This is a genomic window from Microbacterium sp. NPDC090225, assembly GCF_044772365.1.
Lineage (GTDB): Bacteria > Actinomycetota > Actinomycetes > Actinomycetales > Microbacteriaceae > Microbacterium.
This window is the reverse complement of sequence record NZ_JBIVYS010000001.1, coordinates 701,936-728,461: the sequence shown is the minus strand read 5'-3', so window position 1 is coordinate 728,461 and position 26,526 is coordinate 701,936. Positions and strand designations below refer to the sequence as shown.

The 26,526-nt window shown below is 69.2% G+C and carries 24 protein-coding genes; 20 read left to right on the top strand and 4 right to left on the bottom strand.

The annotated features are described in order from the left end of the window. Window positions 1-19: 19 nt before the first annotated feature. The 3 genes from ACIQTT_RS03610 to ACIQTT_RS03600 are packed head-to-tail and all read left to right on the top strand — an operon-like array spanning window position 20 to window position 2,641. Window positions 20-793: a CoA transferase subunit A gene (locus ACIQTT_RS03610; RefSeq protein WP_402786114.1), complete on the top strand. Its 774-nt coding sequence runs from the start codon at window positions 20-22 to the stop codon at window positions 791-793. Between the two features lies 1 nt (window position 794). Then, window positions 795-1,451, top strand: coding sequence for a 3-oxoacid CoA-transferase subunit B (locus tag ACIQTT_RS03605; protein WP_402786111.1), 657 nt, complete (start codon window positions 795-797; stop codon window positions 1,449-1,451). Window positions 1,452-1,456: 5 nt separating this feature from the next. Next, window positions 1,457-2,641 (top strand): acetyl-CoA C-acetyltransferase, encoded by a 1,185-nt coding sequence (locus ACIQTT_RS03600; protein ID WP_402786108.1) that lies wholly within the window; start codon window positions 1,457-1,459, stop codon window positions 2,639-2,641. A gap of 23 nt (window positions 2,642-2,664) precedes the next feature. Here ACIQTT_RS03600 and ACIQTT_RS03595 read toward each other — a convergent pair whose 3' ends face one another. Next, complete coding sequence (locus ACIQTT_RS03595; protein WP_247622673.1) at window positions 2,665-2,958, bottom strand: hypothetical protein; 294 nt, start codon at window positions 2,956-2,958, stop codon at window positions 2,665-2,667. Between the two features lie 209 nt (window positions 2,959-3,167). On the opposite strand from ACIQTT_RS03595, the gene ACIQTT_RS03590 reads away from it, so the two are divergent. The 7 genes from ACIQTT_RS03590 (at window position 3,168) to ilvC (ending at window position 11,946) form a co-directional block, all read left to right on the top strand. Continuing rightward, window positions 3,168-4,415: an MFS transporter gene (locus ACIQTT_RS03590; RefSeq protein ID WP_402786103.1), complete on the top strand. Its 1,248-nt coding sequence runs from the start codon at window positions 3,168-3,170 to the stop codon at window positions 4,413-4,415. A gap of 63 nt (window positions 4,416-4,478) precedes the next feature. Continuing rightward, window positions 4,479-5,885: a trehalose-6-phosphate synthase gene (locus tag ACIQTT_RS03585; RefSeq protein WP_402786100.1), complete on the top strand. Its 1,407-nt coding sequence runs from the start codon at window positions 4,479-4,481 to the stop codon at window positions 5,883-5,885. Between the two features lie 42 nt (window positions 5,886-5,927). Further along, window positions 5,928-6,725: a trehalose-phosphatase gene (otsB, locus tag ACIQTT_RS03580; RefSeq protein ID WP_402786097.1), complete on the top strand. Its 798-nt coding sequence runs from the start codon at window positions 5,928-5,930 to the stop codon at window positions 6,723-6,725. Window positions 6,726-6,734: 9 nt separating this feature from the next. After that, the gene (gene ilvD / locus ACIQTT_RS03575; RefSeq protein WP_402786094.1) at window positions 6,735-8,450 is read left to right on the top strand and encodes a dihydroxy-acid dehydratase; all 1,716 of its coding nucleotides are present in this window, start codon (window positions 6,735-6,737) and stop codon (window positions 8,448-8,450) included. A 72-nt stretch (window positions 8,451-8,522) separates the two neighbouring features. After that, the gene (locus ACIQTT_RS03570) at window positions 8,523-10,325 is read left to right on the top strand and encodes an acetolactate synthase large subunit (RefSeq protein WP_402786090.1); all 1,803 of its coding nucleotides are present in this window, start codon (window positions 8,523-8,525) and stop codon (window positions 10,323-10,325) included. A 2-nt stretch (window positions 10,326-10,327) separates the two neighbouring features. Then, entirely contained in the window at window positions 10,328-10,837 is a 510-nt protein-coding gene (gene ilvN, locus ACIQTT_RS03565) for an acetolactate synthase small subunit (protein ID WP_247622667.1), read from the top strand. Window positions 10,838-10,917: 80 nt separating this feature from the next. Beyond that, complete coding sequence (ilvC, locus tag ACIQTT_RS03560; protein ID WP_402786086.1) at window positions 10,918-11,946, top strand: ketol-acid reductoisomerase; 1,029 nt, start codon at window positions 10,918-10,920, stop codon at window positions 11,944-11,946. 62 nt (window positions 11,947-12,008) lie between these two features. Here ilvC and ACIQTT_RS03555 read toward each other — a convergent pair whose 3' ends face one another. After that, the gene (locus ACIQTT_RS03555) at window positions 12,009-14,843 is read right to left on the bottom strand and encodes an FAD-binding and (Fe-S)-binding domain-containing protein (protein WP_402786083.1); all 2,835 of its coding nucleotides are present in this window, start codon (window positions 14,841-14,843) and stop codon (window positions 12,009-12,011) included. A gap of 74 nt (window positions 14,844-14,917) precedes the next feature. On the opposite strand from ACIQTT_RS03555, the gene ACIQTT_RS03550 reads away from it, so the two are divergent. Next, on the top strand, window positions 14,918-15,580 hold the full coding sequence (locus ACIQTT_RS03550) for a GntR family transcriptional regulator (RefSeq protein WP_402786080.1): 663 nt from the start codon (window positions 14,918-14,920) through the stop codon (window positions 15,578-15,580). A 16-nt stretch (window positions 15,581-15,596) separates the two neighbouring features. On the opposite strand, the gene ACIQTT_RS03545 is transcribed toward ACIQTT_RS03550, so the two are convergent. Next, a complete protein-coding gene (locus ACIQTT_RS03545; protein ID WP_402786077.1) occupies window positions 15,597-16,511 on the bottom strand; it encodes a hypothetical protein in 915 nt (304 codons plus the stop codon). A gap of 61 nt (window positions 16,512-16,572) precedes the next feature. On the opposite strand from ACIQTT_RS03545, the gene ACIQTT_RS03540 reads away from it, so the two are divergent. From ACIQTT_RS03540 to serA, 3 genes are all read left to right on the top strand, one after another. Beyond that, window positions 16,573-17,064 (top strand): hypothetical protein, encoded by a 492-nt coding sequence (locus ACIQTT_RS03540; RefSeq protein WP_402786074.1) that lies wholly within the window; start codon window positions 16,573-16,575, stop codon window positions 17,062-17,064. Beyond that, complete coding sequence (locus ACIQTT_RS03535; RefSeq protein ID WP_402786071.1) at window positions 17,061-17,393, top strand: hypothetical protein; 333 nt, start codon at window positions 17,061-17,063, stop codon at window positions 17,391-17,393. The genes ACIQTT_RS03540 and ACIQTT_RS03535 overlap by 4 nt, the downstream gene beginning before the upstream one ends. Before the next feature lie 111 nt (window positions 17,394-17,504). Next, entirely contained in the window at window positions 17,505-19,109 is a 1,605-nt protein-coding gene (serA, locus tag ACIQTT_RS03530) for a phosphoglycerate dehydrogenase (protein ID WP_402786068.1), read from the top strand. Window positions 19,110-19,175: 66 nt separating this feature from the next. Here the strand turns inward: serA and ACIQTT_RS03525 are convergent, their stop codons facing one another. Continuing rightward, window positions 19,176-19,721, bottom strand: coding sequence for a TetR/AcrR family transcriptional regulator (locus ACIQTT_RS03525; RefSeq protein ID WP_402786065.1), 546 nt, complete (start codon window positions 19,719-19,721; stop codon window positions 19,176-19,178). A gap of 94 nt (window positions 19,722-19,815) precedes the next feature. Between ACIQTT_RS03525 and ACIQTT_RS03520 the strand changes: the two genes are divergently transcribed. From ACIQTT_RS03520 to ACIQTT_RS03495, 6 genes are all read left to right on the top strand, one after another. Then, complete coding sequence (locus ACIQTT_RS03520) at window positions 19,816-21,351, top strand: MFS transporter (protein ID WP_402786062.1); 1,536 nt, start codon at window positions 19,816-19,818, stop codon at window positions 21,349-21,351. Window positions 21,352-21,418: 67 nt separating this feature from the next. Further along, the gene (locus ACIQTT_RS03515; protein ID WP_402786059.1) at window positions 21,419-22,462 is read left to right on the top strand and encodes a 3-isopropylmalate dehydrogenase; all 1,044 of its coding nucleotides are present in this window, start codon (window positions 21,419-21,421) and stop codon (window positions 22,460-22,462) included. A 61-nt stretch (window positions 22,463-22,523) separates the two neighbouring features. Then, the gene (locus ACIQTT_RS03510; RefSeq protein WP_402786056.1) at window positions 22,524-23,624 is read left to right on the top strand and encodes a branched-chain amino acid aminotransferase; all 1,101 of its coding nucleotides are present in this window, start codon (window positions 22,524-22,526) and stop codon (window positions 23,622-23,624) included. A gap of 84 nt (window positions 23,625-23,708) precedes the next feature. Next, entirely contained in the window at window positions 23,709-24,485 is a 777-nt protein-coding gene (locus tag ACIQTT_RS03505; protein WP_402786053.1) for a fumarylacetoacetate hydrolase family protein, read from the top strand. Next, window positions 24,482-25,750, top strand: coding sequence for an MFS transporter (locus tag ACIQTT_RS03500; RefSeq protein ID WP_402786050.1), 1,269 nt, complete (start codon window positions 24,482-24,484; stop codon window positions 25,748-25,750). Before ACIQTT_RS03505 ends, ACIQTT_RS03500 begins: the two co-directional genes overlap by 4 nt. Next, on the top strand, window positions 25,747-26,517 hold the full coding sequence (locus tag ACIQTT_RS03495; protein WP_402786047.1) for a class I SAM-dependent methyltransferase: 771 nt from the start codon (window positions 25,747-25,749) through the stop codon (window positions 26,515-26,517). Before ACIQTT_RS03500 ends, ACIQTT_RS03495 begins: the two co-directional genes overlap by 4 nt. Window positions 26,518-26,526 lie beyond the last annotated feature (9 nt).

The following is a 26,526-nucleotide window of genomic DNA, read 5'->3' as shown; positions in this document are numbered from 1 at the left end:
CCCGTTCGAAGGAGTACGCGTGATCGACAAGCACTGGCCCTCTGCCGCGGAGGCGGTCGCCGACATTCCCGACGGAGCCTCCCTCGCCGTCGGCGGGTTCGGCCTCTCCGGCAACCCCATCGCCCTCATCGAAGCGCTCCTCGCGCAGGGCACGACCGACCTGAGCGTCGTCAGCAACAACTGCGGTGTCGACGACTGGGGCCTCGGCGTCCTGCTCGGAGCGCACCGCATCCGCAAGATGACGTCGTCGTACGTGGGCGAGAACAAGGAGTTCGAGCGTCAGTTCCTCACCGGTGAGCTCGAGCTCGAGCTCACGCCGCAGGGAACCCTCGCCGAGAAGCTGCGTGCCGGGGGATCGGGGATCGCCGCCTTCTTCACGCAGACGGGTGTCGGCACGCAGGTGGCCGAGGGAGGTCTGCCGCGCAAGTACGCGCCCGACGGCACGATCGCCGTCGCCTCGCCCGCCAAGGACGTGCGCACTTTCGGTGAGGGGGACGACGCCCGCGAGTACGTGCTGGAGGAGGCGATCACCACCGACTTCGCCCTCGTGCACGCTGCCGTCGGCGATCGTCACGGCAATCTCGTGTTCACGAAGGCCGCGCGCAACTTCAACCCGCTCGCCGCGATGGCGGGTCGCGTCTGCATCGCGCAGGTCGAGCGCCTCGTCGAACCCGGCGAGATCGACCCGGACAGCGTGCATCTGCCCGGGGTGTACGTGCACCGGATCGTCGAGGTCGGAACCGACATCCCCAAGCGCATCGAGCGACGCACCGTCGCCACGGAAGGAGTCTGACATGGCGCTCACCCGAGACCAGATGGCCGCCCGCGCCGCCGCCGAGCTCGAGGACGGCTCGTATGTGAACCTCGGCATCGGGCTTCCCACCCTCGTCCCGAACTTCGTACCGACGGGCGTCACCGTGGTGCTGCAGTCCGAGAACGGCATCCTCGGCGTCGGCCCGTACCCGACGGAGGATGCCGTCGACCCCGATCTCATCAACGCGGGTAAGGAGACGGTCACCGTGCTGGCGGGATCGGCGTTCTTCGACTCGGCGACGAGTTTCGGCATGATCCGCGGAGGGAAGATCGACGCCGCGATCCTCGGTGCCATGCAGGTGTCGGCTACCGGAGACCTGGCGAACTGGATGATCCCCGGGAAGATGGTCAAGGGTCCTGGTGGGGCGATGGACCTCGTGCACGGCGCCGCACGCGTCATCGTGCTCATGGAGCACGTCGCGAAGGACGGATCCGCCAAGATCGTCGATCGGTGCTCCCTGCCGCTCACCGGTCGGGGGGTGGTCGACCGCATCATCACCGACCTCGCCGTGATCGATGTGACCGAGGCCGGCCTCGTGCTCGTCGAGACGGCCCCCGGAGTCACCGCCGAAGAGGTCATCGCCGCCACCGAGCCCCCGTTGACACTGTCGCCCGCGCTCACCGGTCTGAGAGGCTGAAGGACATGCACGACACCGATATCGTCATCGTCTCCGCCGCCCGCACCCCGCAGGGTCGTCTCAAGGGTCAGCTCGCGGCGTTCACCGCGCCGCAGTTGGGATCCTTCGCGATCCGAGGAGCGCTCGAACAGGCATCCATCGACCCGGGCGACATCGACGCGGTCATCGTGGGGCAGGTACTCTCGGCCGGGTCGGGGCAGAACGCAGCGCGCCAGGCGGCCATCGGCGCGGGGATCGGCTGGGACGTGCCCGCGCACACTGTGAACAAAGTCTGCCTCTCGGGTCTCACGGCGATCATCGACGCCGCTCGCATGATCCGCACCGGCGACGCCGAGGTGGTCGTCGCGGCCGGGATGGAGTCGATGACCCGCGCCCCGCACCTGCTCATGGGGTCACGCGACGGATGGACGTACGGCAGCGTCGAGGTGCTCGACCACATGGCCTACGACGGCCTCACCGATGCGTACGATCGCGAGAGCATGGGCGCATCCACCGAGCGGCACAACGCCCGATACGAGCTCACTCGCGATGCTCAGGATGCCGTCGCCGCGATGTCTCATCAGCGTGCGGCCGCCGCCCAGTCTGCGGGCGTGTTCGACGACGAGATCGTGACGGTCTCGGTGCCCCAGCGCCGCGGCGAACCCGTCCTCGTCACCGCGGACGAAGGGGTGCGACCCGACACCACGGTCGAGTCCCTCGCCGGACTCCGTGCCGCATTCGCGGAAGGGGGCACCATCACGGCGGGCAACTCCTCGCAGATCTCCGACGGAGCCTCCGCCGTCATCGTCACGACGCGGGCGCTCGCCGCGGAGAAGGGTTGGCCCGTCCTCGTGACGGTCGGCGCGAGCGGCCAGACGGCCGGGCCCGACAACTCCCTACAGGCGCAGCCGGCGCGCGCGATCGAACGCGCGTGCGAGAAGCACGGGATCTCACCGTCCGATCTGGATCTGGTCGAGATCAACGAGGCATTCGGCGCGGTGGTCGCGCGCTCGCAGGTCGAACTCGCCCTGGACCCCGCGATCGTGAACATCCACGGCGGAGGGATCGCGATCGGTCATCCCATCGGCGCATCGGGCAATCGCCTTGTCGTGCATCTCGCGCACGTGCTGGCGCGTCGCGGTTCGGGGACCGCGGCGGTCGGCCTGTGCGGCGGTGGCGGTCAGGGTGAGGCGTTGATCCTCACGCGTTGATACTCACGCGCTGATGCGCGGGCTCAGGAGGAGCGGCGGCGCGTGCGCTTCTGCGCCGCCGCCTTCTGCGCCTGCTTCTCGTCTCGGTTCGCGCGCTTCGCCTGCGCAGGGGCGAGGGGCGAATCCAGGGCGACCTCGAGTCCGCGGTCGAAGCGGCGGGTGTCGCGCACGGCACCGATCGCGAGGGCGAAGGTGATGGCCCAGCTGATCCAGGCGAGCGCGGCGCGCCAGGTGACGGGGGACTCGCGGGTGCCGCGGAGGAGCGAGACACCGGTGGTGATCGCTCCGAACAGGCCCGTGCTGAACAGATAGCGCATGCCCCTACGCTACCGCCCGACTCCCGGTCGGGGCGGGGGATTGACACGAACCGCGGATGCCGGGCATACAGCCCCTTCGGATCGGCACTCGCTATCATGGTCTCAGTCGCGGCTCGTCCGCGATCGTAGAACCGTGTATCTACCGGCCGTCGGCACTCCGACGGACAGCGGCGGCACCCGACCACCGCGTCCGCGGGCGCGCGAGAGCCATGACCCAGACACACACCTCCACCGAGCCGAGCCTCCTCCGTCTCGCCGGGTTCCCCTACTTCCTCATCGCTTTCATCGCGAGACTGCCCTTCGCGATGATGGTCGTCGGAGTTCTCACCGTCGTCGTCTCGGCGCGCGGATCGCTGTCGCTCGGAGGGCTCACCTCCGCCGCGGTCGGCCTCGGCACCGCGTGCTTCGGCCCGCTCCTCGGCGCCGCCGCGGACCGCTACGGCCAGCGGACCGTGCTGCTGCTGCTCGCCATCGCGAACGGCACGATGATGGTCGTGTTCACCCTCGTCGTCTACGGCGACGCCGTCGACGGCCTCGTGCTCCTCGCTGCTGCGGGGATCGGAGCGACGGCCCCGCAGGTCTCGCCGCTGTCGCGTGCCCGCCTGGTCACCATGATCAGCGAGCGGATGCCGGAGGCCCGCCGGGCCCGTACGGTCTCGGGCACCATGGCCTACGAGTCCGCCGCCGACGAGACGGTGTTCGTGTTCGGTCCGTTCATCGTCGGCATCCTCGCGTCGCTGATAGCGCCGTGGGCTCCCCTCGTGGGCGCGGCGGTCTTGACGATCGTCTTCGTCGGCGCGTTCGCCCTCCACCCGAGCGGTCGACACGTCGCTGCCGTGCGCGGGGCGGACGGAGCGGCCCCCTCGGCGGTGTCCGAACTCTTCCGCCCGCAGCTCGTCATCGTGGTGATCGGCATCCTCGGCGTCGGCATGTTCTTCGGCACCATGCTCACCTCGCTGACGTCGTTCATGGCGGACCGCGGCGCCTCCGAACAGGCGGGTCTGCTCTACGGTGTGATGGGCGTCGGCTCGGCCGTTCTGGCGCTCGGCGTCGCGTGGCTTCCGGTCCGCTTCTCGCTCCGCGCCCGGTGGCTGGTCTTCTCGGGCATCCTCTTCGCTGGCTCGCTCCTGCTCGGAATCGTGGATTCTCCCGCGATGATGATGCTCGCTCTCGGCATCATGGGAGTCGGCATCGGCCCGACGCTCGTGACGCAGTACAGCTTCGGCGCTGCGCGCAGCCCGCTCGGACGCTCGGCGACGGTCATGACGATGCTCGGGTCGGGGATCGTCGTCGGCCAGTCGATCGGTGCGGCCGTCGCCGGCGAGCTCGCCGAGAACGTCGGCACCTCGGCGGCGCTCGTTCTGCCGATCGTCGCGGCCGGGGTCGCGTTCGCGGCGGGTCTCGTCAACTGGGTGCTCAGCCGCACGCGTGCGCGGAACGTCATCGTCGCGGCGTGACGCGGTGAACCGAGGCCGCGAACCTCGATAGCCTGGGGGTACCCCCTGGTGTGAGGAGCCATCTTGGCCGCTGCAGAGTTCGTCGTCGTCGCCAACCGTCTTCCCGTCGATCGGGTCGAAGGCCCCGACGGGGAGGAGACCTGGCGCACATCGCCCGGCGGACTCGTCGCGGCTCTCGAGCCGATGATGCGCAGCACCCACGGCGCGTGGGTCGGCTGGGTCGGTCAGCCCGATGTCGAGCGCGACCCCTTCGAGGCCGACGGCATCCACCTGATCCCAGTGTCCTTGAGTGCGCAGGAGGTCGCGGAGTACTACGAGGGCTTCGCCAACGACACCATCTGGCCGCTGTACCACGACGTCATCGCGCCCCCGCAGTTCCATCGCGAGTGGTGGGACGCTTATGTCACCGTCAATCGGCGCTTCGCCGAGGCGGCCGCCGCCGCGGTCGCTGAAGGCGGCACGGTGTGGGTCCACGACTACCAGTTGCAGCTCGTGCCGCAGATGGTGCGCGAGCTTCGCCCGGACGTCACGATCGGGTACTTCCACCACATCCCGTTCCCGGCACACGGCCTCTATGCGCAGCTGCCGTGGCGCGACCAGGTGCTGCAGGGCCTGCTCGGAGCCGACGTGATCGGGTTCCAGCGCGCGCAGGACGCCACCTACTTCCTCACCGCGGTGCGGCGCCGCCTGCGTTACGAGGTCAAGGGCGCGAACATCGCCGTCCCGCAGGACGACGGCTCGATCCGGACGGCCGTCGCCCGCGCTTTCCCGATCTCGATCGACACCGCGCCCTACCTGGATCTCGCCGCCAACCCCGCGGTCCAGGCCAGGGCCGCCGAGATCCGTGCGAGCCTCGGCAACCCGAAGCGCATCCTGCTCGGCGTCGATCGCCTCGACTACACCAAGGGCATCCGTCACCGGATCAAGGCATACGGCGAGCTCCTCGCCGAGGGGCGCCTGAGCGTCGACGACGTCACGCTCGTGCAGGTCGCGAGTCCCAGCCGCGAGCGCGTCGACGCCTACGTGCACCTGCGCGACGAGATCGAGCTGGCGGTCGGGCGCATCAACGGCGACAACGACACGATGGGGCACACCGCGATCCGCTATCTGCACCAGGGGTATCCCCGTGAGGAGATGGTCGCGCTGTACCTCGCGGCCGACGTCATGCTCGTCACCGCCCTGCGCGACGGCATGAACCTGGTCGCGAAGGAGTACGTCGCCACGCGCGTCGACAACCGAGGAGTGCTCGTGCTCAGCGAGTTCACCGGCGCCGCCGACGAACTTCGCCAGGCGGTGCGCGTCAACCCCCACGACATCGAGGGCGTCAAGGCCGCGATCATGACCGCTGTCGAGATGACACCGGCGGAACAGGGCAAGCGCATGCGCTCGCTCCGCCGTCGCGTGCTCGAGAACGATGTGGATGCCTGGTCCTCGTCGTTCCTCTCGGCGCTCGACGACGCACGCCGCTGAGCCGAGCCCTCACACTTCCCGCCCACCCGACTGGAGACACCCATGACCAGCCCCTGGACCCCCGGAACCCCCTCGCCCGAGCTGAGCGCGCTCGCACGCACCGAGCGCCTCGTCGTCGCCCTCGACTTCGACGGCGTCGCCTCGCCGCTCGTACCCGACCCGATGGCGGCGCGCGCGCTGCCGGAGACCGTGGAGCAGATCCGTCGGCTCACCGCCCTGCCCGACACGATCGTCTCGTTCGTCTCCGGGCGCAGCCTGCACGACCTCCGCATCATCACCGAGCACGAGGACGACTCCCCGGTCGCCCTCGCGGGCTCGCACGGTGCGCAGTACTGGTTCCCGGGCGAGGGCGAGGCCGCACCGACCGGCGACGCCACCGAGGAGGGGGCCCGCGAGGAGCTGTGGGCGGCCGCCCGTCCGATCATCGACCGTTACGAGGGCGCCGAGTTCGAGCCGAAGACCTTCGGCATGGGCGTGCACACGCGTCGGGCGGACCGGGAGACCGAGGAGAAGCTCTTCGCGGAGATCGACGCGCTCGCGGCCGAGCGGTTCCCGCACTGGCGCCGGCGCTCGGGCCACCGCGTGCTCGAGTTCTCGTCGCGCACCGAGGGCAAGGACGCCGCGATCGGGGTGCTCCGCGAGCGGTTCCACGCCACCGGCATCCTCTTCGCCGGCGACGACGTCACCGATGAGGACGCCATGCGGGTGCTGCAGCCGGGCGATCTCGGCGTGCGCGTCGGCCCGGGGGAGAGTGCCGCGGCGCTGCGCGTCGACGGCCCCGTCGACATCGCACGCCTTCTCGGCGCGCTGGCGGACGAGCGGGCCGCCGGGCGGGAATAGACTGCCTGCATGTCTCCGCACGATCCTGCCAGCGCGTCCATCGACATCAAGCCCCGCAGTCGTGTCGTCACCGACGGCATCGAAGCCACCACCTCCCGAGGCATGCTGCGTGCCGTCGGCATGGGTGACGAGGACTGGGACAAGCCCCAGATCGGCATCGCCTCGAGCTGGAACGAGATCACGCCCTGCAATCTGAGTCTCGACCGGCTCGCGCAGGGAGCGAAGGAGGGCGTGCACTCGGGCGGCGGCTATCCGCTGCAGTTCGGCACGATCTCCGTCTCCGACGGCATCTCGATGGGCCATGAGGGCATGCACTTCTCGCTCGTCTCACGCGAGGTCATCGCCGACTCGGTCGAGACGGTCATCATGGCCGAGCGCCTCGATGGCACCGTGCTGCTCGCGGGCTGCGACAAGTCGATCCCGGGCATGCTCATGGCGAGTGCGCGCCTGGGGCTGTCGAGCGTGTTCCTCTACGCCGGCTCCATCGCCCCCGGCTGGGTGAAGCTCTCCGACGGCACCGAGAAGGACATCACGATCATCGACTCCTTCGAGGGCGTCGGCGCCTGTCGTGCGGGTCGGATGACCGAAGAGGACCTCAAGCGCATCGAGTGCGCCTTCGCCCCCGGCGAGGGGGCCTGCGGCGGCATGTACACCGCCAACACGATGGCCTCGGTGGCCGAGGCGCTGGGGCTCAGCCTTCCCGGCTCCGCGGCGCCGCCCTCGGCCGACCGCCGCCGCGACTATTTCGCCCACCGTTCCGGCGAGGCGGTCGTCAACCTGCTGCGCCAGGGCATCACCACCAAAGACATCCTGACGAAGGAGTCGTTCGAGAACGCGATCGCCCTCGCGATGGCGCTCGGCGGTTCGACCAACGTCGTGCTGCACCTGCTCGCGATCGCTCGCGAGGCCGAGATCGACCTCAGCCTGCACGACTTCAACCGCATCGGCAGCAAGACTCCGCACGTCGCCGACATGAAGCCCTTCGGCAAGTACGTGATGAACGACGTCGACCGCCACGGCGGCATCCCCGTGATCATGAAGGCGATGCTCGACGAGGGCCTCATCCACGGCGACGCGCTCACGGTCACCGGCAAGACGGTCGCCGAGAACCTGCACGACCTCAACCCCGACCCCGTCGACGGCGACGTCATCCACACGTTCGACAACCCCATCCATGCGTCCGGCGGCATCACGATCCTGCACGGTTCGTTCGCCCCGGAAGGCGCCGTCGTGAAGTCCGCAGGCTTCGACGCCGACGTGTTCGAGGGCCCCGCACGCGTTTTCGAACGCGAGCGTGGAGCGATGGATGCCCTGGCGAACGGCGAGATCAACGCCGGTGACGTCGTGGTGATCCGCTACGAGGGTCCGAAGGGCGGGCCGGGCATGCGCGAGATGCTCGCGATCACCGCGGCCATCAAGGGCGCGGGACTCGGAAAAGATGTACTACTCTTGACGGACGGACGATTCTCAGGCGGCACAACCGGCCTGTGCATCGGCCACATAGCACCCGAAGCGGTGGACGCAGGTCCTATCGCCTTCGTGCGCGATGGTGATCTGATACGGGTCGATATCGCAGCTCGCTCTCTCGACCTACTCGTCGACGAGGCGGAGCTCGCCTCCCGCCGCTCTGGCTGGGAGCCGCTTCCCCCGCGCTATACCCGTGGCGTTCTTGCCAAGTACTCGCGTCTCGTGCGGTCCGCCGCCGAAGGCGCGACGACGGGCTGATCCCGACTCGTTCGGCACGCAGCATCGTCGTCTCCGGCATCCGATGCCCTACAGATCACCAGAAGGAAAGTCATGACTGCTGACTCCGTCTCGGCTGTGCCGAGGCCGCCCGCCCGTCAATCCAGCGCACCCGAGATCACCGGCGCCGAGGCCGTCGTCCGTTCGCTCGAGCTGCTCGGGATCACCGACGTGTTCGGTCTTCCCGGTGGCGCGATCCTGCCCGTGTACGACCCGCTCATGGACGCGTCCGACCTGCGTCACATCCTCGTGCGTCACGAGCAGGGTGCCGGCCACGCGGCGGAGGGCTATGCATCCGCCTCCGGCAAGGTGGGCGTCTGCATCGCGACGTCCGGCCCCGGAGCCACGAACCTCGTCACCGCGATCGCCGACGCCTACATGGATTCGGTGCCGCTGCTCGCGATCACCGGACAGGTGTTCTCGACGCTGATGGGAACGGATGCCTTCCAGGAGGCCGACATCGTGGGAATCACGATGCCGATCACGAAGCATTCCTTCCTGGTGAAGGATGCCGCCGACATCCCCGGCGCGATCGCCGCCGCGTACGAAGTGGCCTCGACCGGCCGCCCCGGTCCCGTTCTCGTGGACATCACGAAGGACGCCCAGCAGGCGATCGCGCCGTTCGTCTGGCCGCCCAAGGTCGACCTGCCCGGCTACCGTCCCGTCACAAAGGCGCACGGCAAGCAGATCCAGGCCGCAGCCGCCCTGCTCGCCGAGGCCAAGAAGCCGGTCCTGTATGTCGGTGGAGGAGTGATCCGCGGACGCGCGTCCGCCGAACTGCTCGAACTCGCCGAGTCCACCGGCGCGCCCGTCGTGACCACGCTCATGGCTCGCGGTGCGTTCCCCGACTCGCACCCGCAGCACCTGGGTATGCCCGGCATGCACGGTACGGTTCCGGCCGTACTCGCGCTGCAGGAGGCGGATCTGCTGATCTCGCTCGGTGCCCGCTTCGACGACCGCGTGACCGGCAAGGCCGCGCTCTTCGCGCCGAACGCGAAGGTCGTGCACGTCGACATCGACCCTGCCGAGATCTCGAAGATCCGCATCGCGGACGTGCCGATCGTCGGCGATGTGCGCGACGTGCTCGTCGACCTCGAAGCCGCCTACCGCGGCGCGATCGGCAGCGCGAAGCCCGACACCGAGGAGTGGTGGTCGTACCTCGACGGACTCCGCAACGAGTTCCCGCTCGGCTACACGCCCCCGACCGATGGCCTGCTCGCGCCTCAGCACGTGATCCAGCGCATCGGTGAGCTCACGGGTCCCGAGGGCATCTACGCCGCCGGCGTGGGACAGCACCAGATGTGGGCGGCGCAGTTCATCAAGTACGAGCGCCCCAACGCGTGGCTCAACTCCGGCGGCGCCGGAACCATGGGGTACTCCGTGCCCGCGGCAATGGGCGCCAAGGTCGCCGAACCCGACCGCGTGGTGTGGGCGATCGACGGCGACGGATGCTTCCAGATGACCAATCAGGAGCTCGCGACCTGCGCGATCAACAACATCCCGATCAAGGTCGCGATCATCAACAACTCTTCGCTGGGCATGGTGCGCCAGTGGCAGACGCTGTTCTACGACGGACGCCACTCCAACACCGACCTGAACACCGGGCACGGCACGATCCGCATCCCCGACTTCGTCAAGCTCGCCGAGGCCTACGGATGCCTCGCGATCCGCGTCGAGAAGGAGGACGAGGTCGATGCGGCGATCCAGCTCGCCCTCGAGACGAACGATCGCCCCGTCGTGATCGACTTCGTCGTCAGCGCCGATTCCATGGTGTGGCCGATGGTGCCCCAGGGCGTCAGCAACAGCTACGTCCAGTACGCCCGCGAGCACGCGCCCGCATTCGACGAGGAGGACTGACCATGTCGACCCACGTGCTGAGCCTCCTGGTCGAGGACACCCCCGGCCTCCTCACCCGCGTCGCAGGGCTCTTCGCCCGGCGCGGATTCAACATCCACTCGCTCGCCGTCGGCGTGACCGAGGTGCCGGGCATCTCGCGCATCACCGTCGTCGTCGATGTCGACGAGCTGCCGCTCGAGCAGGTCACCAAGCAGCTCAACAAGCTGATCAACGTGATCAAGATCGTCGAGCTCGACTTCGCCACCTCGGTGCAGCGCGAGCACATGCTCGTGAAGGTGCGCACCGACAACGCCACCCGCTCGAACGTGATCGAGGTCGTGAACCTCTTCCGCGCCTCGGTGGTCGACTACGCCGCCGATGCGCTCGTGATCGAGGTCACCGGTGACAAGGGCAAGGTCGACGCGATGCTCCGCGCGCTCGAGCCCTTCGGTATCAAGGAGATCGCGCAGTCGGGTCTCCTCGCCATCGGCCGCGGCGGCAAGAGCATCACCGAACGCGTCCTGCGCGGCTGACCCAGACCACCCCATCCATCCGCTCCACCGCCGTCCGGCACGGAGCGAGAAGAACCGCCACGAACAAGGAGAAACACACAGTGAGCACCGAGATCTTCTACGACGCCGACGCCGACCTGTCCCTGATCCAGGGCAAGAAGGTCGCCATCGTCGGATACGGCTCGCAGGGCCACGCCCACGCGCAGAACCTGCGCGACTCGGGTGTCGAGGTCGCGATCGCCCTCAAGGAGGGCTCCAAGTCGGCTCCGAAGGCCGAAGAGGCCGGCTTCGCGGTCAAGACCGTCGCCGACGCCACCGCCTGGGCCGACGTCATCATGATCCTCGCGCCGGACCAGCACCAGCGCACGATCTACAGCGAGTCGATCGCCCCCAACCTGACCGCGGGCAAGACCCTTGCGTTCGCGCACGGCTTCAACATCCGCTTCGGCTACATCGACGCCCCCGAGGGTGTCGACGTGATCCTCGTCGCCCCGAAGGCGCCGGGCCACACCGTCCGTCGCGAGTTCGTCGCCGGTCGCGGCATCCCCGACATCATCGCCGTCGAGCGCGACGCCTCGGGCAAGGCCTGGGACCTCGCGCTCTCCTACGCGAAGGCCATCGGCGGCACCCGTGCCGGCGTCATCAAGACGACCTTCACCGAAGAGACCGAGACCGACCTGTTCGGCGAGCAGGCCGTGCTCTGCGGTGGCGTCAGCCACCTCGTGCAGGCCGGTTTCGAGACGCTGACCGAGGCGGGCTACCAGCCGCAGATCGCCTACTTCGAGGTGCTGCACGAGCTCAAGCTCATCGTCGACCTCATGTGGGAGGGCGGCATCGCCAAGCAGCGCTGGTCGATCTCCGACACCGCCGAGTTCGGCGACTACGTCTCGGGCCCGCGCGTCATCGACGCCCGCGTCAAGGAGAGCATGCAGGGTGTGCTCGCCGACATCCAGTCGGGTGCCTTCGCGAAGCGCTTCATCGACGACCAGGACAACGGCGCCGAGGAGTTCCTGGCGCTGCGCGCCAAGGAGGAGCAGCACCCGATCGAGGTCACCGGCAAGGAGCTGCGTTCGCTCTTCGCATGGAAGCAGCAGGACGAGGACTACATCGACGGCAGCGCCGCGCGCTGATCCGCTGATCGAGAAGAGCGGGCGTTCCCTCCGGGGAGCGCCCGCTCTTTCGTCCGCGGGCCTTAGGGGCGCGTGAGCTCCTCGAGTACCTCGACGACGTGGCGGTACGGCTGCCCCGTCGCGCGGGTCATGCCGATCTCGCACGTGCGGTTCGCCGAGACGAAGGCGTCGAAGCCGCCCCGGGCCGCATCCGCCGCACGCACCTCGGCGGATTCGACCTCCGTCGCGCTGGCGGTGAGCTCGGGGTGGAGCATGCCGCGGTCTCCGGCGAAGGCGCAGCATCCCCAGCCGTCGGGAACGAACACGTCCGGCGCGACGGCCGCAGCGATCTCGGTCAGCGCGCCGGTCGCGCCGAGCGCGGTCGTCGAGCAGGTCGGATGCACCGCCACGCTGTCGAGCTTCGCCCGAACGGTCACGCGGGGGAGAACCTCCCGCGCGATGTAGGTCGTCGCGTCCTCGATGACGAGGCCGGCATACTCCGGATACTCGGCGACGGACTTCGCGAGCATCGTGTGAAGGCCTTCCGTGCAGGAGGCCGCGTCGCAGACGACCGGGAGGTCGCCGAAACGGCTCGCCTCCCACAGTGAGGAGAGCACGCGCGTCGTCATGCGGTCGTAGCCGGCGAGGTGCCCCTTCGATTTCCAGGGGGTGCCGCAGCACATCCCGCCGGCATCCTCGGGGATGACCACGGCGATCCCGGCTCGGTCGAGAAGCGCGCGGACCGCGTCCCTCGATCCCTCGCCGTGTCCCTCGGCGCCGAACATGGTGCCGATGCACGCTCCGAAGAACACGGCTCGGGCGTCGGCCGGGTTCTGCGCCGCCGGGGCCTTCGCGCCGCCACGCGGGAGTCCGCCGTCGTAGAGCGGTACGGTGTCGGCGCCGAGGATCGCGCGACCGACCCGGGTCGCCCCGGTCACGATCGGGGCGGGCAGCGCGGCGGCGAACGTCAGTGCGGTGCCGCCCACGCGCGTCACGGCGCCCCAGCCCTTCGCCGCGGCATCCCAGACGCCGTCTTCGACCTTCGACGACTCCTCGGCCCGCAGACGCCGGACGAGGTCGCCGGTGTTGATGTCGACGGGGCACGCGACGCCGCACATGCCGTCGACCGCGCAGGTCTGCACTCCGTCGTAGTCGTAGTCGGCGCGCAGGTCCTCGAGAAGCGCGGTGTCGCCCTGTTCCTCGGCCCAGGCCATGTCGCGTCGCAACACGATGCGCTGGCGCGGGGTGAGGGTGATGCTCTTGCTCGGGCACGTCGGTTCGCAGTAGCCGCATTCCACGCACCGGTCGACCTCCTTCTCGACGGTCGGCACGCGCTTGAGATCGCGGAGGTACGAGTCGGGGTCGTCGGAGAGCACGACGCCCGGGTTGAGGATGCCGGCCGGATCGAAGAGGCGCTTGATCGTCCACATCATGTCGGTCAGCTCGTCACCGTACTGGCGGCGGACGAACGGTGCCATGATGCGGCCCGTGCCGTGCTCCGCCTTCAGCGACCCTCCCTGGCCGAGCACGAGTTCGACGAGGTCGTCGGTGAACCGCCGGTAGCGTGCGACGCTGTCCGGATCGTCGAAGCGCTCGTTGAGGAGGAAGTGGACGTTGCCGTCCTTGGCGTGACCGAAGATCACCGAACCCTCGTAGTCGTGGGCGGCGAACAGCTCGATCAGGCGCTCGCAGGTCACGAGCAGGCGGTCGACCGGCACGACGATGTCCTCGAGCAGCGCGGTGGTGCCGGACGGACGTGCTCCGGCGACAGCCGTGTAGAGGCCCTTACGCACGTGCCACAGCGCCGCGCGCTCGGAGGCGTCGGTCGTCAGCGCCGCGTCGATCGCGAGCGGGAGATCGGCGAAGTGCGCGAGCGCGGTCGCGCTGCCGGCCGCCAACTCTTCGGTGCTGCCGGCATGGACCTCGACGAGGAGCGCCGCGTGCTGATCGACCTCGATGTCGGCGATCGCCGCGGGCACGTCGCCGAGCCCCTGCGCGACGCGGATCGATGCGGCGTCGAGGAGCTCGATCGTGGCGAGGCCGAGGTCGGCGAGGCCGGGAAGGGCGGCCATCGCGTCCGACAGTGTGGCGAACACGAGCAGACCGGTGGCGATCGCGGGGCGGATCGGGATGGTGCGGAAGCGCGCCTCGGCGACGAAGGCGAGTGTGCCCTCCGAGCCGATCACGAGGTGCTCGAGGATGCGCACGGGGGTGTCGAAGTCGAGGAGCGCGTTGATGCCGTAGCCCATCGTGTTCTTCATCGAGAACTGGCGACGCACGAAGGCGACGTTCTCGGGGGAGGACAGCAACTGCTCACGGAGGGTCAGGAGGCCCGCGGCGAGTTCGGGGTCGGAGGCGCGCAGACGCTCGTCGGCATCGGGCAGGGCGGTGTCGAGAATGGTGCCGCTCGGCAGCACGAGAAGGAGGGACTCCACCGTTCGGTAGGAGTTCTCGACGATGCCGCAGGCCATGCCGCTGGAGTTGTTGGCGACGACGCCGCCGATCGTGCAGGCGATCTCGCTGGCGGGGTCGGGGCCGAGCTTGCGGCCGTGGCGCAACAAGCGCGTGTTCACCTGGCGCACGGTGGCGCCGGGACCGACGCGCACCGACGCGCCGCCGTCTTCGACGCGGATGTCGCGGAATCCGCTCCGCGTGTCGACGAGGATGTCGCCGCTCACGCCCTGCCCCGAGAGGCTCGTGCCGCCGGAGCGGAAGGTGAGCGTGCGCCCCGCTGCGCGCACGGCGTCGAACACCCGGGCGACTCCCGCGGCGTCGGTGGGGGAGAGCACGGCATCCGGCACGAGCAGATAGTGGGAGGCGTCGTGCGCGCGGGCGAATCGGTCGATCGAGCGGGCGTGCACCTCGGTCGACGGCCCGAGGATCGTCGGATCGAGTGGTTCGGCGAGAGTGATCGACACGGGAGGCTCCTCGGCACTGATGGAAGATTGTCTGACAAGTGTACCGAGATCGTCGATCTCGCTAATCTGAGTGGGTGAACAGTCCCACGGATGCCTCGCTCGCGGTCGTCGGCGTCGTCGATGCCGTCACGTCACGGCTACGGGGTCGCATCTTGAGTGGGGATCTTCGCTCGGGGTCGGCACTCACCGAAGCGTTCGTGTCGGAGGAGTACGCGGTCGCTCGACCGAGTGCGAAAGCCGCGATCGAGCAGCTCGTCGCCGCGGGGCTCCTCGAACGCACCGCGCATCGCAGCGCCCGGGTCGTGGCGATCGATCCGGAGACCGTCCGCGACGTCTACCGCACGCGGGCGCGGCTCGAGAGTGCGGCGCTGCGCGAGCTCGCCCGTACGCGCACGGTACCGGCTGCGGCGATCGCAGCGAACGCCGAGATCCAGGCGATGCCCGCGGGCCCCGACCCAGCCACCGTCGACCCCGATCTGCGCTTCCATACCGCGCTCATCGACGCCCTCGACAGCCCGCGCACGGGCCGGATGTACCGCAGCGTGCTCGACGAGGCGCGGATGTGCATGGCGCAGGTGCAGGGTCGTCGTCTGCTCGATGCCAGCGTCATCGCCGCCCAGCACACCGAGATCCTCGGCGCCCTGGCCGCAGGCGAGGCCGAACGTGCGACGGCCGTGCTCGGCATCCACCTCTCGTCGGCGCAGGAGCGTCTCGTCGACGCTCTCGGCACGGACTGAGCGAGGAAGCCGGCGATCAGCTCGCCGGCGCCTCCTCGACCACGAGCGGCGCCTCCGCCGGGTCCGCCCAGACCGGAGCGGGCAGGACGGTGTCGACCTGTCCGGCCTGGATCGCGCGAAGAGCCTCGGTGATCTCCTCGTCGTTCTCGGGAACCGGCAGGCCGCAGGCGCGCAGCTCGGAGCCGAACTGGAGGGTGAGGCGGATCTTGCCGGCCTCGACCGCTTCGGCGGTGGTGCCGGTGCGGATCTCACTGCCCGTCTGGATCGCCGAGACCTCATCGCAGACGTGATAGACGGCGCCGCCGTCGACCCACACGACCTCGTCTTTGCCGAGGAGCTGGATCACCGCGGACTGATCGGCCGTGTACTGCTCGACGGAGGGCGGGTCGAAGTCGATGCCGATGAACACCGCGATCGCGGCGAGCACGATGCCGACGATGCCCGCCGTCGTCTTCTGGCCCTTGTCCATGTCCTTGTTGAGGAAGACCAGGATGATCAGGGGGAGGAACGCCACGACCGCGATGATCGCGCCGAGCTGGTTCTGCACGAAGAAGCGCACGGTGTCGGACTTGCGTGCGGGGTCGAGCCGGTTGGCCTTCTTCCAGAGCACCGAACCGGTGATCGACAGGGCGGCGATCACGACGAGCAGCACGAGCAGCGCGATGAACGCCCACTGCGGGAACTGGGCCGTGACGCCCTGCTCCTCGAGCAGACCGGTGTCGGGGTCGCGGACGAAGGTGCCGTCCTCGCCGACGAACACGCGCTGACGGAGCAACCAGAAGATACCGACCGCCTCGCCGACGATCGCGAGGAGCCAGAGCACGCCGGCGATCCAGCGGAACCGCGTGGCCTTCGCCTTCGCCTCGGGGGTCGGCTTCCAGTTCGCGGGCGGTTCGGCGCCCTCGGCATTCGTTGTGCTCTGCTCAGCCACGATGGCCCCCTCCTCGGTTTTCACGCCGAGCCTAGTGGACGGGGTGTCCTACGCTGGATACATGACCTCCGATTCCGATGACGCCCTGAACTGGGACGGGGATGACGACGCGTCGCACGCGCGTCCGGCTCCGGTGAAGCGCGAGAAGATCGCCGCCGAAACGCCTGCCCCCGTCGTCGCCGATCGCGTCGAGGGTCCGTCGCAGGACGCCGCGCCCCTCGGGCACGACCGAGCGGAAGAGGAAGACGAGCATGCACCCCTGAGCACGGCGATGCTGCTCATCACCGGTGTCGTCGGCGGTGTGTATCTGCTCTACTCGATCGGCTGGGTCGTCGGCGGCCTGAGGCTCAAGCCGCTCGCCAACTTCTTCGTCGCCGACGAGATGTTTCTCCCGTGGTTCGTGCTGGCGGTGGCCGCACCCGCGCTGTGGTTCCTGGCCACGTGGGTGCTCACCCGTGGGCGAGCGTCGTGGGTGCGCGCATCCCTGCTCCTGCTCGGTGTCGTGCTCCTCGTTCCGTGGCCGTTCGTGACCGTGGGGGTGATCGGAGCATGAGCGCCGAGCAGAGCATCGAGAGCACGCGCATGTCGCCGCGCTGGATCACCGGGCTCGTCCTGGGGCTGGCCGGGCTGTTCTACGCCTATGCGGTGTGGAACGCCGTCGCGCACCTGATCCAGATGGCACAGGGCGGGCTGAGCGGGGGAGGGTGGATCACGCTGCTGTTCGGTGTCGTGTTCCCCGCGATCGTCTTCGTGTTCGCGTATGCGATCGGACGTCGGCGCCGCGCGGGTGAACTCGCGCTGGCGCTGCTCGCCGGCCTCGGGATCGTGGCGGTGTTCTGGCTCTGCGTGCTCTCACTGAGCCTCGGGCTCATCGCCGCCTGACGCACGTCACACGGTAAAGCCGAGCGATCCCCTCGGGTACAGTGGAGGAGATCGCGCCCCCGAAGGCGTGCGGCGCATCGGCCCCTATTGTGTTGCCCCGAAGGATCCACTGTGCCGAAGCCCGTAGTGCTCATCGCCGAAGTTCTCTCTCCTGCCACGATCGAGGCCCTGGGCCCGGACTTCGATGTCCGCAATGTCGACGGCACCGATCGCGAGGCGCTGTTCTCGGCGCTGTCGGAGGCGGATGCCGTGCTCGTGCGATCGGCGACTCAGATCGATGAAGAGGCGCTGACGCACGCGCCGAAGCTGAAGGTCGTCGCCCGCGCCGGCGTCGGACTCGACAACGTCGACATCAAGGCAGCCACCGCGGCCGGCGTCATGGTCGTCAACGCCCCGACCTCCAACATCGTCTCGGCCGCCGAACTCACCGTCGGCCACATCCTCAGCCTCGCGCGCCGCATCCCCGCCGCGCACGCCTCGCTGTCGGCCGGAGCCTGGAAGCGCAGCTCCTTCACCGGAGCGGAGCTCTTCGAGAAGACCGTCGGCATCGTCGGCCTCGGCCGCATCGGTGCGCTGGTCGCCGCGCGTCTGGCCGCGTTCGACATGCGCGTCGTTGCCTACGACCCCTACGTCACCTCCGCGCGTGCGCAACAGCTGGGCGTGCAGCTCCTCTCGCTCGACGAGCTCGTCGCCGAGTCGGACTTCCTGACGATCCACATGCCGAAGACGCCCGAGACCACGGGAATGATCGGTGCGGAGCAGTTCAAGGCCATGAAGCCGACCGCCTTCGTCGTGAACGTCGCGCGTGGTGGGCTCATCGACGAGGTGGCGCTGCGCGAGGCTCTCGTCGCGGGCGAGATCGCCGGTGCCGGACTCGATGTCTTCACCTCCGAGCCCCCGGTCGAGGGCGGGAGCGCCCGCGCACTCCTCGACCTGCCGAACGTCGTCGTCACCCCCCACCTCGGTGCCAGCACCGAGGAGGCGCAGGAGAAGGCCGGCGTCTCGGTCGCCCGTTCGGTGCGCCTCGCGCTCGGCGGCGACCTGGTGCCCGACGCGGTCAACGTGGCCGGTGGTGTGATCGATCCTTACGTGCGTCCCGGCATCTCGCTCGTCGAGAAGCTCGGGCAGATCTTCGCCGCCCTCGCGACGTCGCCGCTCACGAGCCTCGACGTCGAGGTGCACGGCGAGCTGAACGAGTACGACGTGAGCGTCCTCAAGCTCGCGGCTCTCAAGGGCGTCTTCACGAACATCGTCAGCGAGACGGTGTCGTACGTCAATGCTCCGCTGCTCGCCGAGCAGCGCGGCATCGCGGTGCGTCTGCTCAAGGACGATGTCAGCGCCGAGTACCGCAACGTCATCACCCTCACCGGTGCTCTCTCCGACGGTTCGCAGCTCTCGGTGTCGGGCACTCTCACCGGGCCGAAGCAGGCCGAGAAGCTGGTCGGCATCAACGACCACGCGCTCGAGCTCCCGATCGAGAAGCACCACGTCGTGATGCTCTACACCGACCGTCCTGGAATCGTCGCGGTGTACGGACAGAAGTTCGGCGAGGCCGGCATCAACATCGCCGGCATGCAGATCGCGCGCGAGGCCGCCGGTGCTCAGGCGCTGAGCGTTCTCACGCTGGACTCGCCTGTCTCCGACGAACTGCTCGACGACGTGCGCGATGCGATCGACGCCGACCTGTTCCGTCAGATCGAGATCACCGACATCTGATCACGACGGGGGATTCGAGGGCGGGGCGCGCGAGCGCCTCGCCCTTCGTCGTCGACGGGGCGCCGATCACGGAGCCGTCGTGCGGAGGACCAGCGCGATCAACGCGGAGAGTTCGTCGGGCTGGGGGACGAGGTGCTCGGAGCCGTTCACGTCGAGGGAGTTGTTGAAGTAGAGGCCGTCGCTGAGGAGCATCACGAGGTCGAGGCCCGCCTGGTCCCGCACGTGCGGGCGGATGGTGTCCTCCCAGCGCCTCCGCGAGTCCCGGAGGGCGTCGGCGGCGGCTACCGAGCCGCCCTGCGCGAGCCGTGAAGCGGTGACGAGCGCCCGATCGAGGGCGTCGTCCTCCATGACCGAGGTGCGGACGTAGTACGAGACGGGGCCTTCGTCGGCGGCGTTCATGCGCGCGAGGTCGGCGGTCGTCAGTTCCTCGAGGCGCTGCAGGAGCCCGGCGATGAGCTCGTCCTTCGAGCCGAAGTGGTAGAGCAGGCCGCCCTTCGAGACGCCGGCGGCCTTGGCGGTCGCCTCGATGGTCGCGGCTCGCTCACCCTCTGCCAGGACGAGTTCTTCGAAGGCGTCGAGCACGCGCTCGCGGGCGAGGGGCGGTCGGGGCATCGGGTCCTCTGCTCAGTCGTCGATCAGGGCGGATTCTGTTACTATACCAGCCGGACGGTTTAGTAATGCCGCCGCAGAAAGTGAGAGGTGTGACATGACCCGGACCGCGTCGATCCCGACGGCAGGAACGGATGCCCCCCGCGTCGGAGCCCGCGGATGGGCCGCGCTCATCGTACTGATGCTGCCGGTGCTGCTGGTTTCGGTCGACAATACGGTGCTGAGCTTCGCGCTGCCCGAGATCTCCATCGCGCTCGCCCCCTCCGGCGCCGAGCAGCTGTGGATCATCGATGTCTACCCGCTCGTGCTGGCGGGGCTCCTCGTGACGATGGGGACGCTGGGCGACCGGTTCGGCCGTCGACGGATGCTGCTGATCGGCGCGAGCGGATTCGCCGCCGTCTCGGTGCTCGCCGCCTTTGCTCCGACCGCCGGCCTACTGATCGCCGCCCGTGCGCTGCTGGGATTCTTCGGCGCGATGCTGATGCCCTCGACCCTCTCGCTGCTGCGGTCGATCTTCGTGAACCGTGATCAGCGTCGCCTCGCGATCGCCGTGTGGGCATCCGCGTTCTCGGCGGGCTCTGCACTCGGCCCGATCGTCGGCGGGTTCCTGCTCGAGCATTTCAGCTGGGGCTCGGTGTTCCTCATCGCCGTGCCGGTGCTCATTCCGCTCCTCATCGCCGCACCGCTGCTCGTGCCCGAGAGCCGCGACCCGAACCCCGGCCGCATCGATCTGCTCAGCATCGCCCTGTCGATGGCCGCGATGATCCCGGTCGTGTACGCGATCAAGTCGCTCGCGGTCGACGGACCCTCGGTCGTCGCCGGCGCATGGGCGCTCCTCGGCATCGTGATGGGGGTGCTGTTCGTGCGCCGCCAGCTCCGCGCGGAGATCCCGATGCTCGACATGGCGCTTTTCCGGCGAGGCACGTTCTCGGGCGCGATCCTGGTGAACCTCTTGAGTGTCGTCGCGCTCGTGGGATTCCTCTACTTCGTGTCGCAGCATCTGCAGCTCGTGCTCGGCCTGTCGCCGATGATGGCCGGTCTCGCCCTCGTGCCCGGCATGGCCGTGATGATCGTCGCGGGACTCGGCGTGGTGCCCATCTCGCGGCGGGTGGCGCCGCACCTCGTCGTGCCGATCGGTCTCGCATTCTCGGTGGCGGGGTACCTGATCGTGGCGTTCACCACCCACGAGCACGGTGTCGCACCGCTCATCATCGCCTTCGTGGTGCTCGGCATCGGTATCGGCGCTGCCGAGACGATCTCCAACGAGCTCATCCTCTCGAGCGCGCCGGCCGAGAAGGCGGGGGCGGCCAGCGCGGTTTCGGAGACCGCGTACGAACTCGGTGCGGTGCTGGGAACCGCGGTACTGGGTGGCATCATCACCGCCTTCTACCGCTCCGCGATCGTGCTTCCGGCTGGGCTTCCCGCAGAGACGGCGGACGCCGCGCGCGAGACCCTCGCCGGCGCCTACACCGCGTCGAACGAGCTCTCGGGCACCCTGGGCGACGAGCTGTGGCAGGCGGCGGCGGACGCCTTCGGCTCGGGCGTCTTCATCACCTCGCTCATCGGCGCGGGACTCGTCGTCGTCGCGGGCGTCATCGCCGCCGTCACACTGCGCACGCGCACCCCGCGCTGACCAGTACGCTGGGGGAACCGAGCCGTCGACACCGACTCGCGGCTCGGTTCCCGAAGCAAGGAGTGTCATGTCGCGTGTCGTGAAGCTGGCCGTCATCCCGGGTGACGGCATCGGTCCCGAGGTCATCGCCGAAGCCGAGAAGGTGCTCGACGCGGTCACGGCCGAGACGGACGTGACGTTCGACAGGACCCGCTTCTCCCTCGGAGCCGCACGGTTCCTCGAGACCGGAGACACCCTCACCGACGACGACCTCGCCGCGATCTCCGCGCACGACGCGATCCTGCTCGGCGCGGTCGGCGGAACGCCGGGCGACCCGCGGCTCAAGAACGCGAACATCGAGCGCGGTCTGCTCCTCAAGCTCCGCTTCACGCTCGACCACTACGTGAACCTGCGCCCCTCCAAGCTCTTCACGGGCGCCGCGGGACCGCTCGCGAACCCCGGTGACATCGACTTCGTCGTCGTGCGCGAGGGCACCGAAGGTCCCTACGTCGGCAACGGGGGAGCGATCCGTCAGGGCACCCCGCACGAGATCGCCAACGAGACCTCGGTGAACACGGCGTTCGGCGTCGAGCGCGTGGTCCGCTACGCGTTCGAGCTCGCGGAGCGCCGTCGTCACAAGCTCACGCTCGTGCACAAGACGAACGTGCTCGTGCACGCCGGTGCCATCTGGCAGCGGATCGTGAACGAGGTCGCGGCCGAGCATCCCGATGTCGCCGTCGACTACCTCCACGTCGATGCCGCCACGATCTTCCTCGTGACGGATCCCGCGCGTTTCGACGTCATCGTCACCGACAACCTCTTCGGTGACATCCTCACCGATCTCGCCGGTGCCGTCACCGGTGGAATCGGACTCGCCGCCTCGGGGAACATCAACCCCTCGGGCGCCTTCCCGTCGATGTTCGAGCCGGTGCACGGTTCGGCGCCCGACATCGCGGGGCAGCAGAAGGCCGATCCGACCGCTGCGATCCTCTCGATCGCGCTGCTGCTCGACCACCTCGGCCTCACGGCCGAATCCGCACGCGTCAGCGCGGCGGTCGAGGCGGACATCGCGAGCCGTGACGGCGCGCGCACCACCGCCGAGATCGGCTCCGCGATCGCCGCACGCCTCTGATCCGCAGGCGTAGGCTGGAACCGCGCGAGGACGCGTACACCCCTCAGAACGGAACATCACCATGACGACCATCGACGCACAGGCAGCAGTGGCTCCGCTCGATTTCGCTGTGACCAAGAACCTCGCCGCGGCATCGCCCGCACGGGTCGCCGAAGTGCTGGAGAACCCCGGCTTCGGCGTCGTCTTCACCGACCACATGGTCGACATCTGCTGGTCGCTCAAGGGCGGCTGGCACCGACCGCGCGTGCAGCCCTACGGCCCGATCCCGCTCGACCCCGCGGCATCCGTGCTGCACTACGGGCAGGAGATCTTCGAGGGCATCAAGGCCTACCGCCACGCCGACGGGTCGATCCACACCTTCCGCCCCGACCGCAACGCCGCTCGCCTGCAGGCCAGCGCGCGTCGTCTGGCGCTCCCGGAGCTCCCGACCGACTACTTCATCGAGTCGCTGCGTCAGCTCATCGCGGTCGACGGCCGCTGGGTGCCCTCCGGCGCCGATCAGAGCCTTTACCTGCGGCCGTTCATGTTCGCGAAGGAGGCCTTCCTCGGCGTGCGAGCCGCGCAGAAGGTGGCCTACTACGTCATCGCGAGCCCGGCGGGCGCGTACTTCACCGGCGGCGTGAAGCCCGTCCGCATCTGGCTCTCCGAAGAGCACTCCCGCGCAGGGCGCGGAGGTACGGGCAAGGCGAAGACCGGTGGTAACTACGCATCGAGCCTGCTGCCGCAGGCGCTGGCGAGCTCGAAGGGCTGCGATCAGGTCGTCTTCCTCAACGAGAAGAACGACGTCGAAGAACTCGGTGGCATGAACGTCGTGTTCGTGTTCAAGGACGGGCGCATCGTCACCCCCGAGTCCGACAGCATCCTCGATGGCATCACGCGCGACTCGCTGCTGCAACTCGCCGAGGATCGCGGGTACACGGTCGAGCGTCGTGCGATCTCGATCGACGAGTGGCGCGAGGGTGTCGCCTCGGGCGACATCACCGAGGTGTTCGCGTGCGGCACGGCGGCCGTCGTCACCCCGATCGGTGCGCTCGTGGGCGAGGGGTTCGATGAGCCCCAGCCGATCGGCGAGCTCGCGCTGTCGCTGCGCGAAGAGCTCACCGACATCCAGTACGGGCGCCGCGAGGACCGCCACGGCTGGTTGCTGCGCCTCGACGCCTGACCGCGCACACACCACCTGAGACCCCGCTTTGCAGAACCGGCAAAGCGGGGTCTCGTCGTCGGGGCCGCTGGATAGGCTGGAGTCATGAAGATCGCCCGATTCAGCCATGACGACGCAATCCTCTTCGGGATCGTCGACGAGAAAGATCTCGTCGTCCTCTCGGGCGACCCGCTCTTCGCCGGCTACGAGCCGACGGGTGACCGGGTGCCGATCGCGGATGCCGTGATCCTCGCGCCGGTGATCCCGCGATCGAAGATCGTCTGCGTCGGCAAGAACTACCACGACCACGCCGCCGAGATGGGGGGAGAGGCCCCCGAGGAGCCCCTGCTCTTCCTCAAGCCGAACACCGCCGTGATCGGCCCGGGCGACACGATCGTGCGCCCGGCGATCTCGGAGCAGACCGAGTACGAGGGCGAACTCGCCGTCGTGATCGGCAAGGTCGCGAAGAACGTCTCGGCAGCGGATGCCCTCGACTACGTGCTCGGGTACACCATCGGCAACGACGTGACCGCGCGCGATCTGCAGCGCAAGGACGGCCAGTGGGCGCGCGCGAAGGGCTTCGACACCTTCTGCCCGCTCGGCCCGACGATCAACACCGACTTCGATCCGTCCGTGGCGACGATCCAGACGCGCGTCAACGGAGAGGTCCGCCAGAAGGCGCCGCTGACCGACATGATCCATTCCGTCGAGGAGATCATCGCCTACGCGTCGGCCGTCTTCACACTGCTCCCGGGCGATGTCATCCTCACCGGAACGCCCGCGGGCGTGGGCACCTTCACGGCCGGTGACACGGTCGAAGTCGAGATCACGGGTCTCGGCATCCTGCGCAGCGCCGTGCGCGACGCCGTCCCCGCGGCATGAGCGCGCCGGCCCTCACCGTCGCGCAGCAGTCGGCGGTGCAGCGCCGCACGGTCCTCGTCCTCTCCCTCGGGCAGGTGCTCGGAGGGATCGCCTTCGGTGCGACGGTGTCGCTCGGCGCGCTCCTGGCCGCCGACATCTCGGGCGACGACGCGCTGTCGGGACTCGCGACGGCATCGGTCACCCTCGGCGCGGCGCTCTGCGCGATCCCGCTCGCGCGTCTCGCCGCGCGGGTGGGGCGTCGGAGGGCGCTGACCCTCGGGAACCTCTTCGCGCTCGTCGGCATCGCGGTCGTCATCCTGGCGGCATCGCTGCGCGTCTTCCCGCTGCTGCTCGCCGGGATCCTCATGATCGGCGCCGGCAATGCCGGAAACCTGCAGTCGCGCTTCGCCGCGACCGATCTCGCCGCCCCGGCCCATCGCGGCCGCGACCTGTCGATCGTCGTCTGGGCGACGACGATCGGCGGCGTCGCCGGCCCGTTACTGCTCGGGCCGGGGGAGATCGTGGGCGCGGCGATCGGGATGCCGCCGCAGACCGGGTCGTACGTCTTCTCGTTCGTCGCGCAGTCGGCAGCCCTCGTGCTCTACCTCGTCGCGCTGCGCCCCGATCCGCTGCTGGCCGCGCAGCGCCTCGCGACCGTCGCGGCGGCGACCTCGAGCGTCCAGGTCGCCGACCGCCCCGTCGTGGCGCGCTACGCGATGTTCGCGATCGCCGGGTCCCACGTCGTGATGGCCTCCGTGATGGCGATGACACCGATCCATCTCTCGCACATGGCGCACAGCATGCACGCGGGGCACGATGCGGCGACCGCGGCGGCCGATGTCTCGCAGCTCGTCGGGATCACGATCGCGCTCCATGTCGCCGGCATGTACGCGCTCTCGCCGGTCTTCGGCGTCCTCGCCGACCGCTGGGGGCGGCTGCAGGTCGTGCTGTTCGGTCAGGTGCTGCTCGGTGGATCGTTGATCTTCGCGATCTTCGCCAACGACCAGGCCTGGGGCGTCATGGTCGCTCTCATCCTCCTCGGCCTCGGCTGGAGCGCCGCCACCGTCGCCGGTGCCGCGCTGCTGACCGAGTCGAGTGCGCCCGCGCTTCGCACTCGTCGCCAGGGTCGCAGCGACTCCCTCATGAGTCTGTCGGCGGCCGCCGGCGCCGTGCTGGCCGGCGTGATCCTGTCGAACTTCCAGTACGCGGGACTCGGCATCGCGGCATCCGTCCTGGTCCTGATCATCGTCGCGCTGTCACCTCTCGGCCGCCGCGCACGCCCGTGAAGTCCTGGGCGGGAGTGGGGGCGGCGTATGCGGCCTCGTACGCTTCGCTCTGCGCGGGCACGGTCGACACCCTGCTCGACGCGCTCGGGCCGGCTCGGGGACGCTCGCTGCTCGATGTGGGCGCGGGAACGGGAGAGCTGGTCGCCCGCGCGACAGGAGCCGGGTGGAGGGTGACCGGTTGCGAGCCCGAGCCGACCATGCGGGAGGTCGCCGCGCGCGCCCATCCCGGACTGTCGTTCGTCGCCGCGGCGCTCCCCGAACTCCCGTTCCCGCCAGCGTCGTTCGATGCGGTGACGGCGAACTTCGTGCTCAACCATGTCGTCGATCCGCGAGCATCGGCTCTGGAGATGACTCGGGTGGCGTCGCGCGACGGTCTGCTCGCCGGGACGATCTGGACATCGTCTCCGTCGTGGTTCTGGCTCGAGGTGTGCGAGCGCGCAGGCGTGACGCCTGCCGCTGGCGAGCGGCTTCCGCCGCACAAGGACTTCGAGCGCACCGTCGACGGATTCTCCGCGATGCTGACGGATGCCGGTTGGCGGGACACCTCGACGACCGAACAGACATGGACGTGGGAGGCTGCGCCGGAGACCCTGTGGAGCTCGGCGGAAGGCGGCGTCGCTTCGGCGGGCCAGTTCTACCGCAGCCTCGATCGCGACGACCGTGCGCGCTTCCGATCCGGCTTCGATGAGGCATGTGCGGTCCACGCGCGCGCCGGGATGGTTCCCCTGCGTCATTCGGCGGCAGTGGCCGTGGGGCGCGCGCTCTAGAATCGAAGG

Coding starts and splice junctions, on each gene's coding strand:
- ACIQTT_RS03500 (WP_402786050.1), top strand. CDS start 24,482: ATGAGCGCGCCGGCCCTCACCGTCGCGCAGCAGTCGGCGGTGCAGCGC.
- ACIQTT_RS03505 (WP_402786053.1), top strand. CDS start 23,709: ATGAAGATCGCCCGATTCAGCCATGACGACGCAATCCTCTTCGGGATC.
- ilvN (WP_247622667.1), top strand. CDS start 10,328: ATGTCGACCCACGTGCTGAGCCTCCTGGTCGAGGACACCCCCGGCCTC.
- ACIQTT_RS03595 (WP_247622673.1), bottom strand. CDS start 2,958: ATGCGCTATCTGTTCAGCACGGGCCTGTTCGGAGCGATCACCACCGGT.
- ACIQTT_RS03515 (WP_402786059.1), top strand. CDS start 21,419: ATGTCGCGTGTCGTGAAGCTGGCCGTCATCCCGGGTGACGGCATCGGT.
- ACIQTT_RS03605 (WP_402786111.1), top strand. CDS start 795: ATGGCGCTCACCCGAGACCAGATGGCCGCCCGCGCCGCCGCCGAGCTC.
- ACIQTT_RS03535 (WP_402786071.1), top strand. CDS start 17,061: ATGAGCGCCGAGCAGAGCATCGAGAGCACGCGCATGTCGCCGCGCTGG.
- ACIQTT_RS03540 (WP_402786074.1), top strand. CDS start 16,573: ATGACCTCCGATTCCGATGACGCCCTGAACTGGGACGGGGATGACGAC.
- ACIQTT_RS03520 (WP_402786062.1), top strand. CDS start 19,816: ATGACCCGGACCGCGTCGATCCCGACGGCAGGAACGGATGCCCCCCGC.
- ACIQTT_RS03600 (WP_402786108.1), top strand. CDS start 1,457: ATGCACGACACCGATATCGTCATCGTCTCCGCCGCCCGCACCCCGCAG.
- ACIQTT_RS03590 (WP_402786103.1), top strand. CDS start 3,168: ATGACCCAGACACACACCTCCACCGAGCCGAGCCTCCTCCGTCTCGCC.
- ACIQTT_RS03570 (WP_402786090.1), top strand. CDS start 8,523: ATGACTGCTGACTCCGTCTCGGCTGTGCCGAGGCCGCCCGCCCGTCAA.
- ilvD (WP_402786094.1), top strand. CDS start 6,735: ATGTCTCCGCACGATCCTGCCAGCGCGTCCATCGACATCAAGCCCCGC.
- ACIQTT_RS03525 (WP_402786065.1), bottom strand. CDS start 19,721: ATGCCCCGACCGCCCCTCGCCCGCGAGCGCGTGCTCGACGCCTTCGAA.
- ACIQTT_RS03510 (WP_402786056.1), top strand. CDS start 22,524: ATGACGACCATCGACGCACAGGCAGCAGTGGCTCCGCTCGATTTCGCT.
- otsB (WP_402786097.1), top strand. CDS start 5,928: ATGACCAGCCCCTGGACCCCCGGAACCCCCTCGCCCGAGCTGAGCGCG.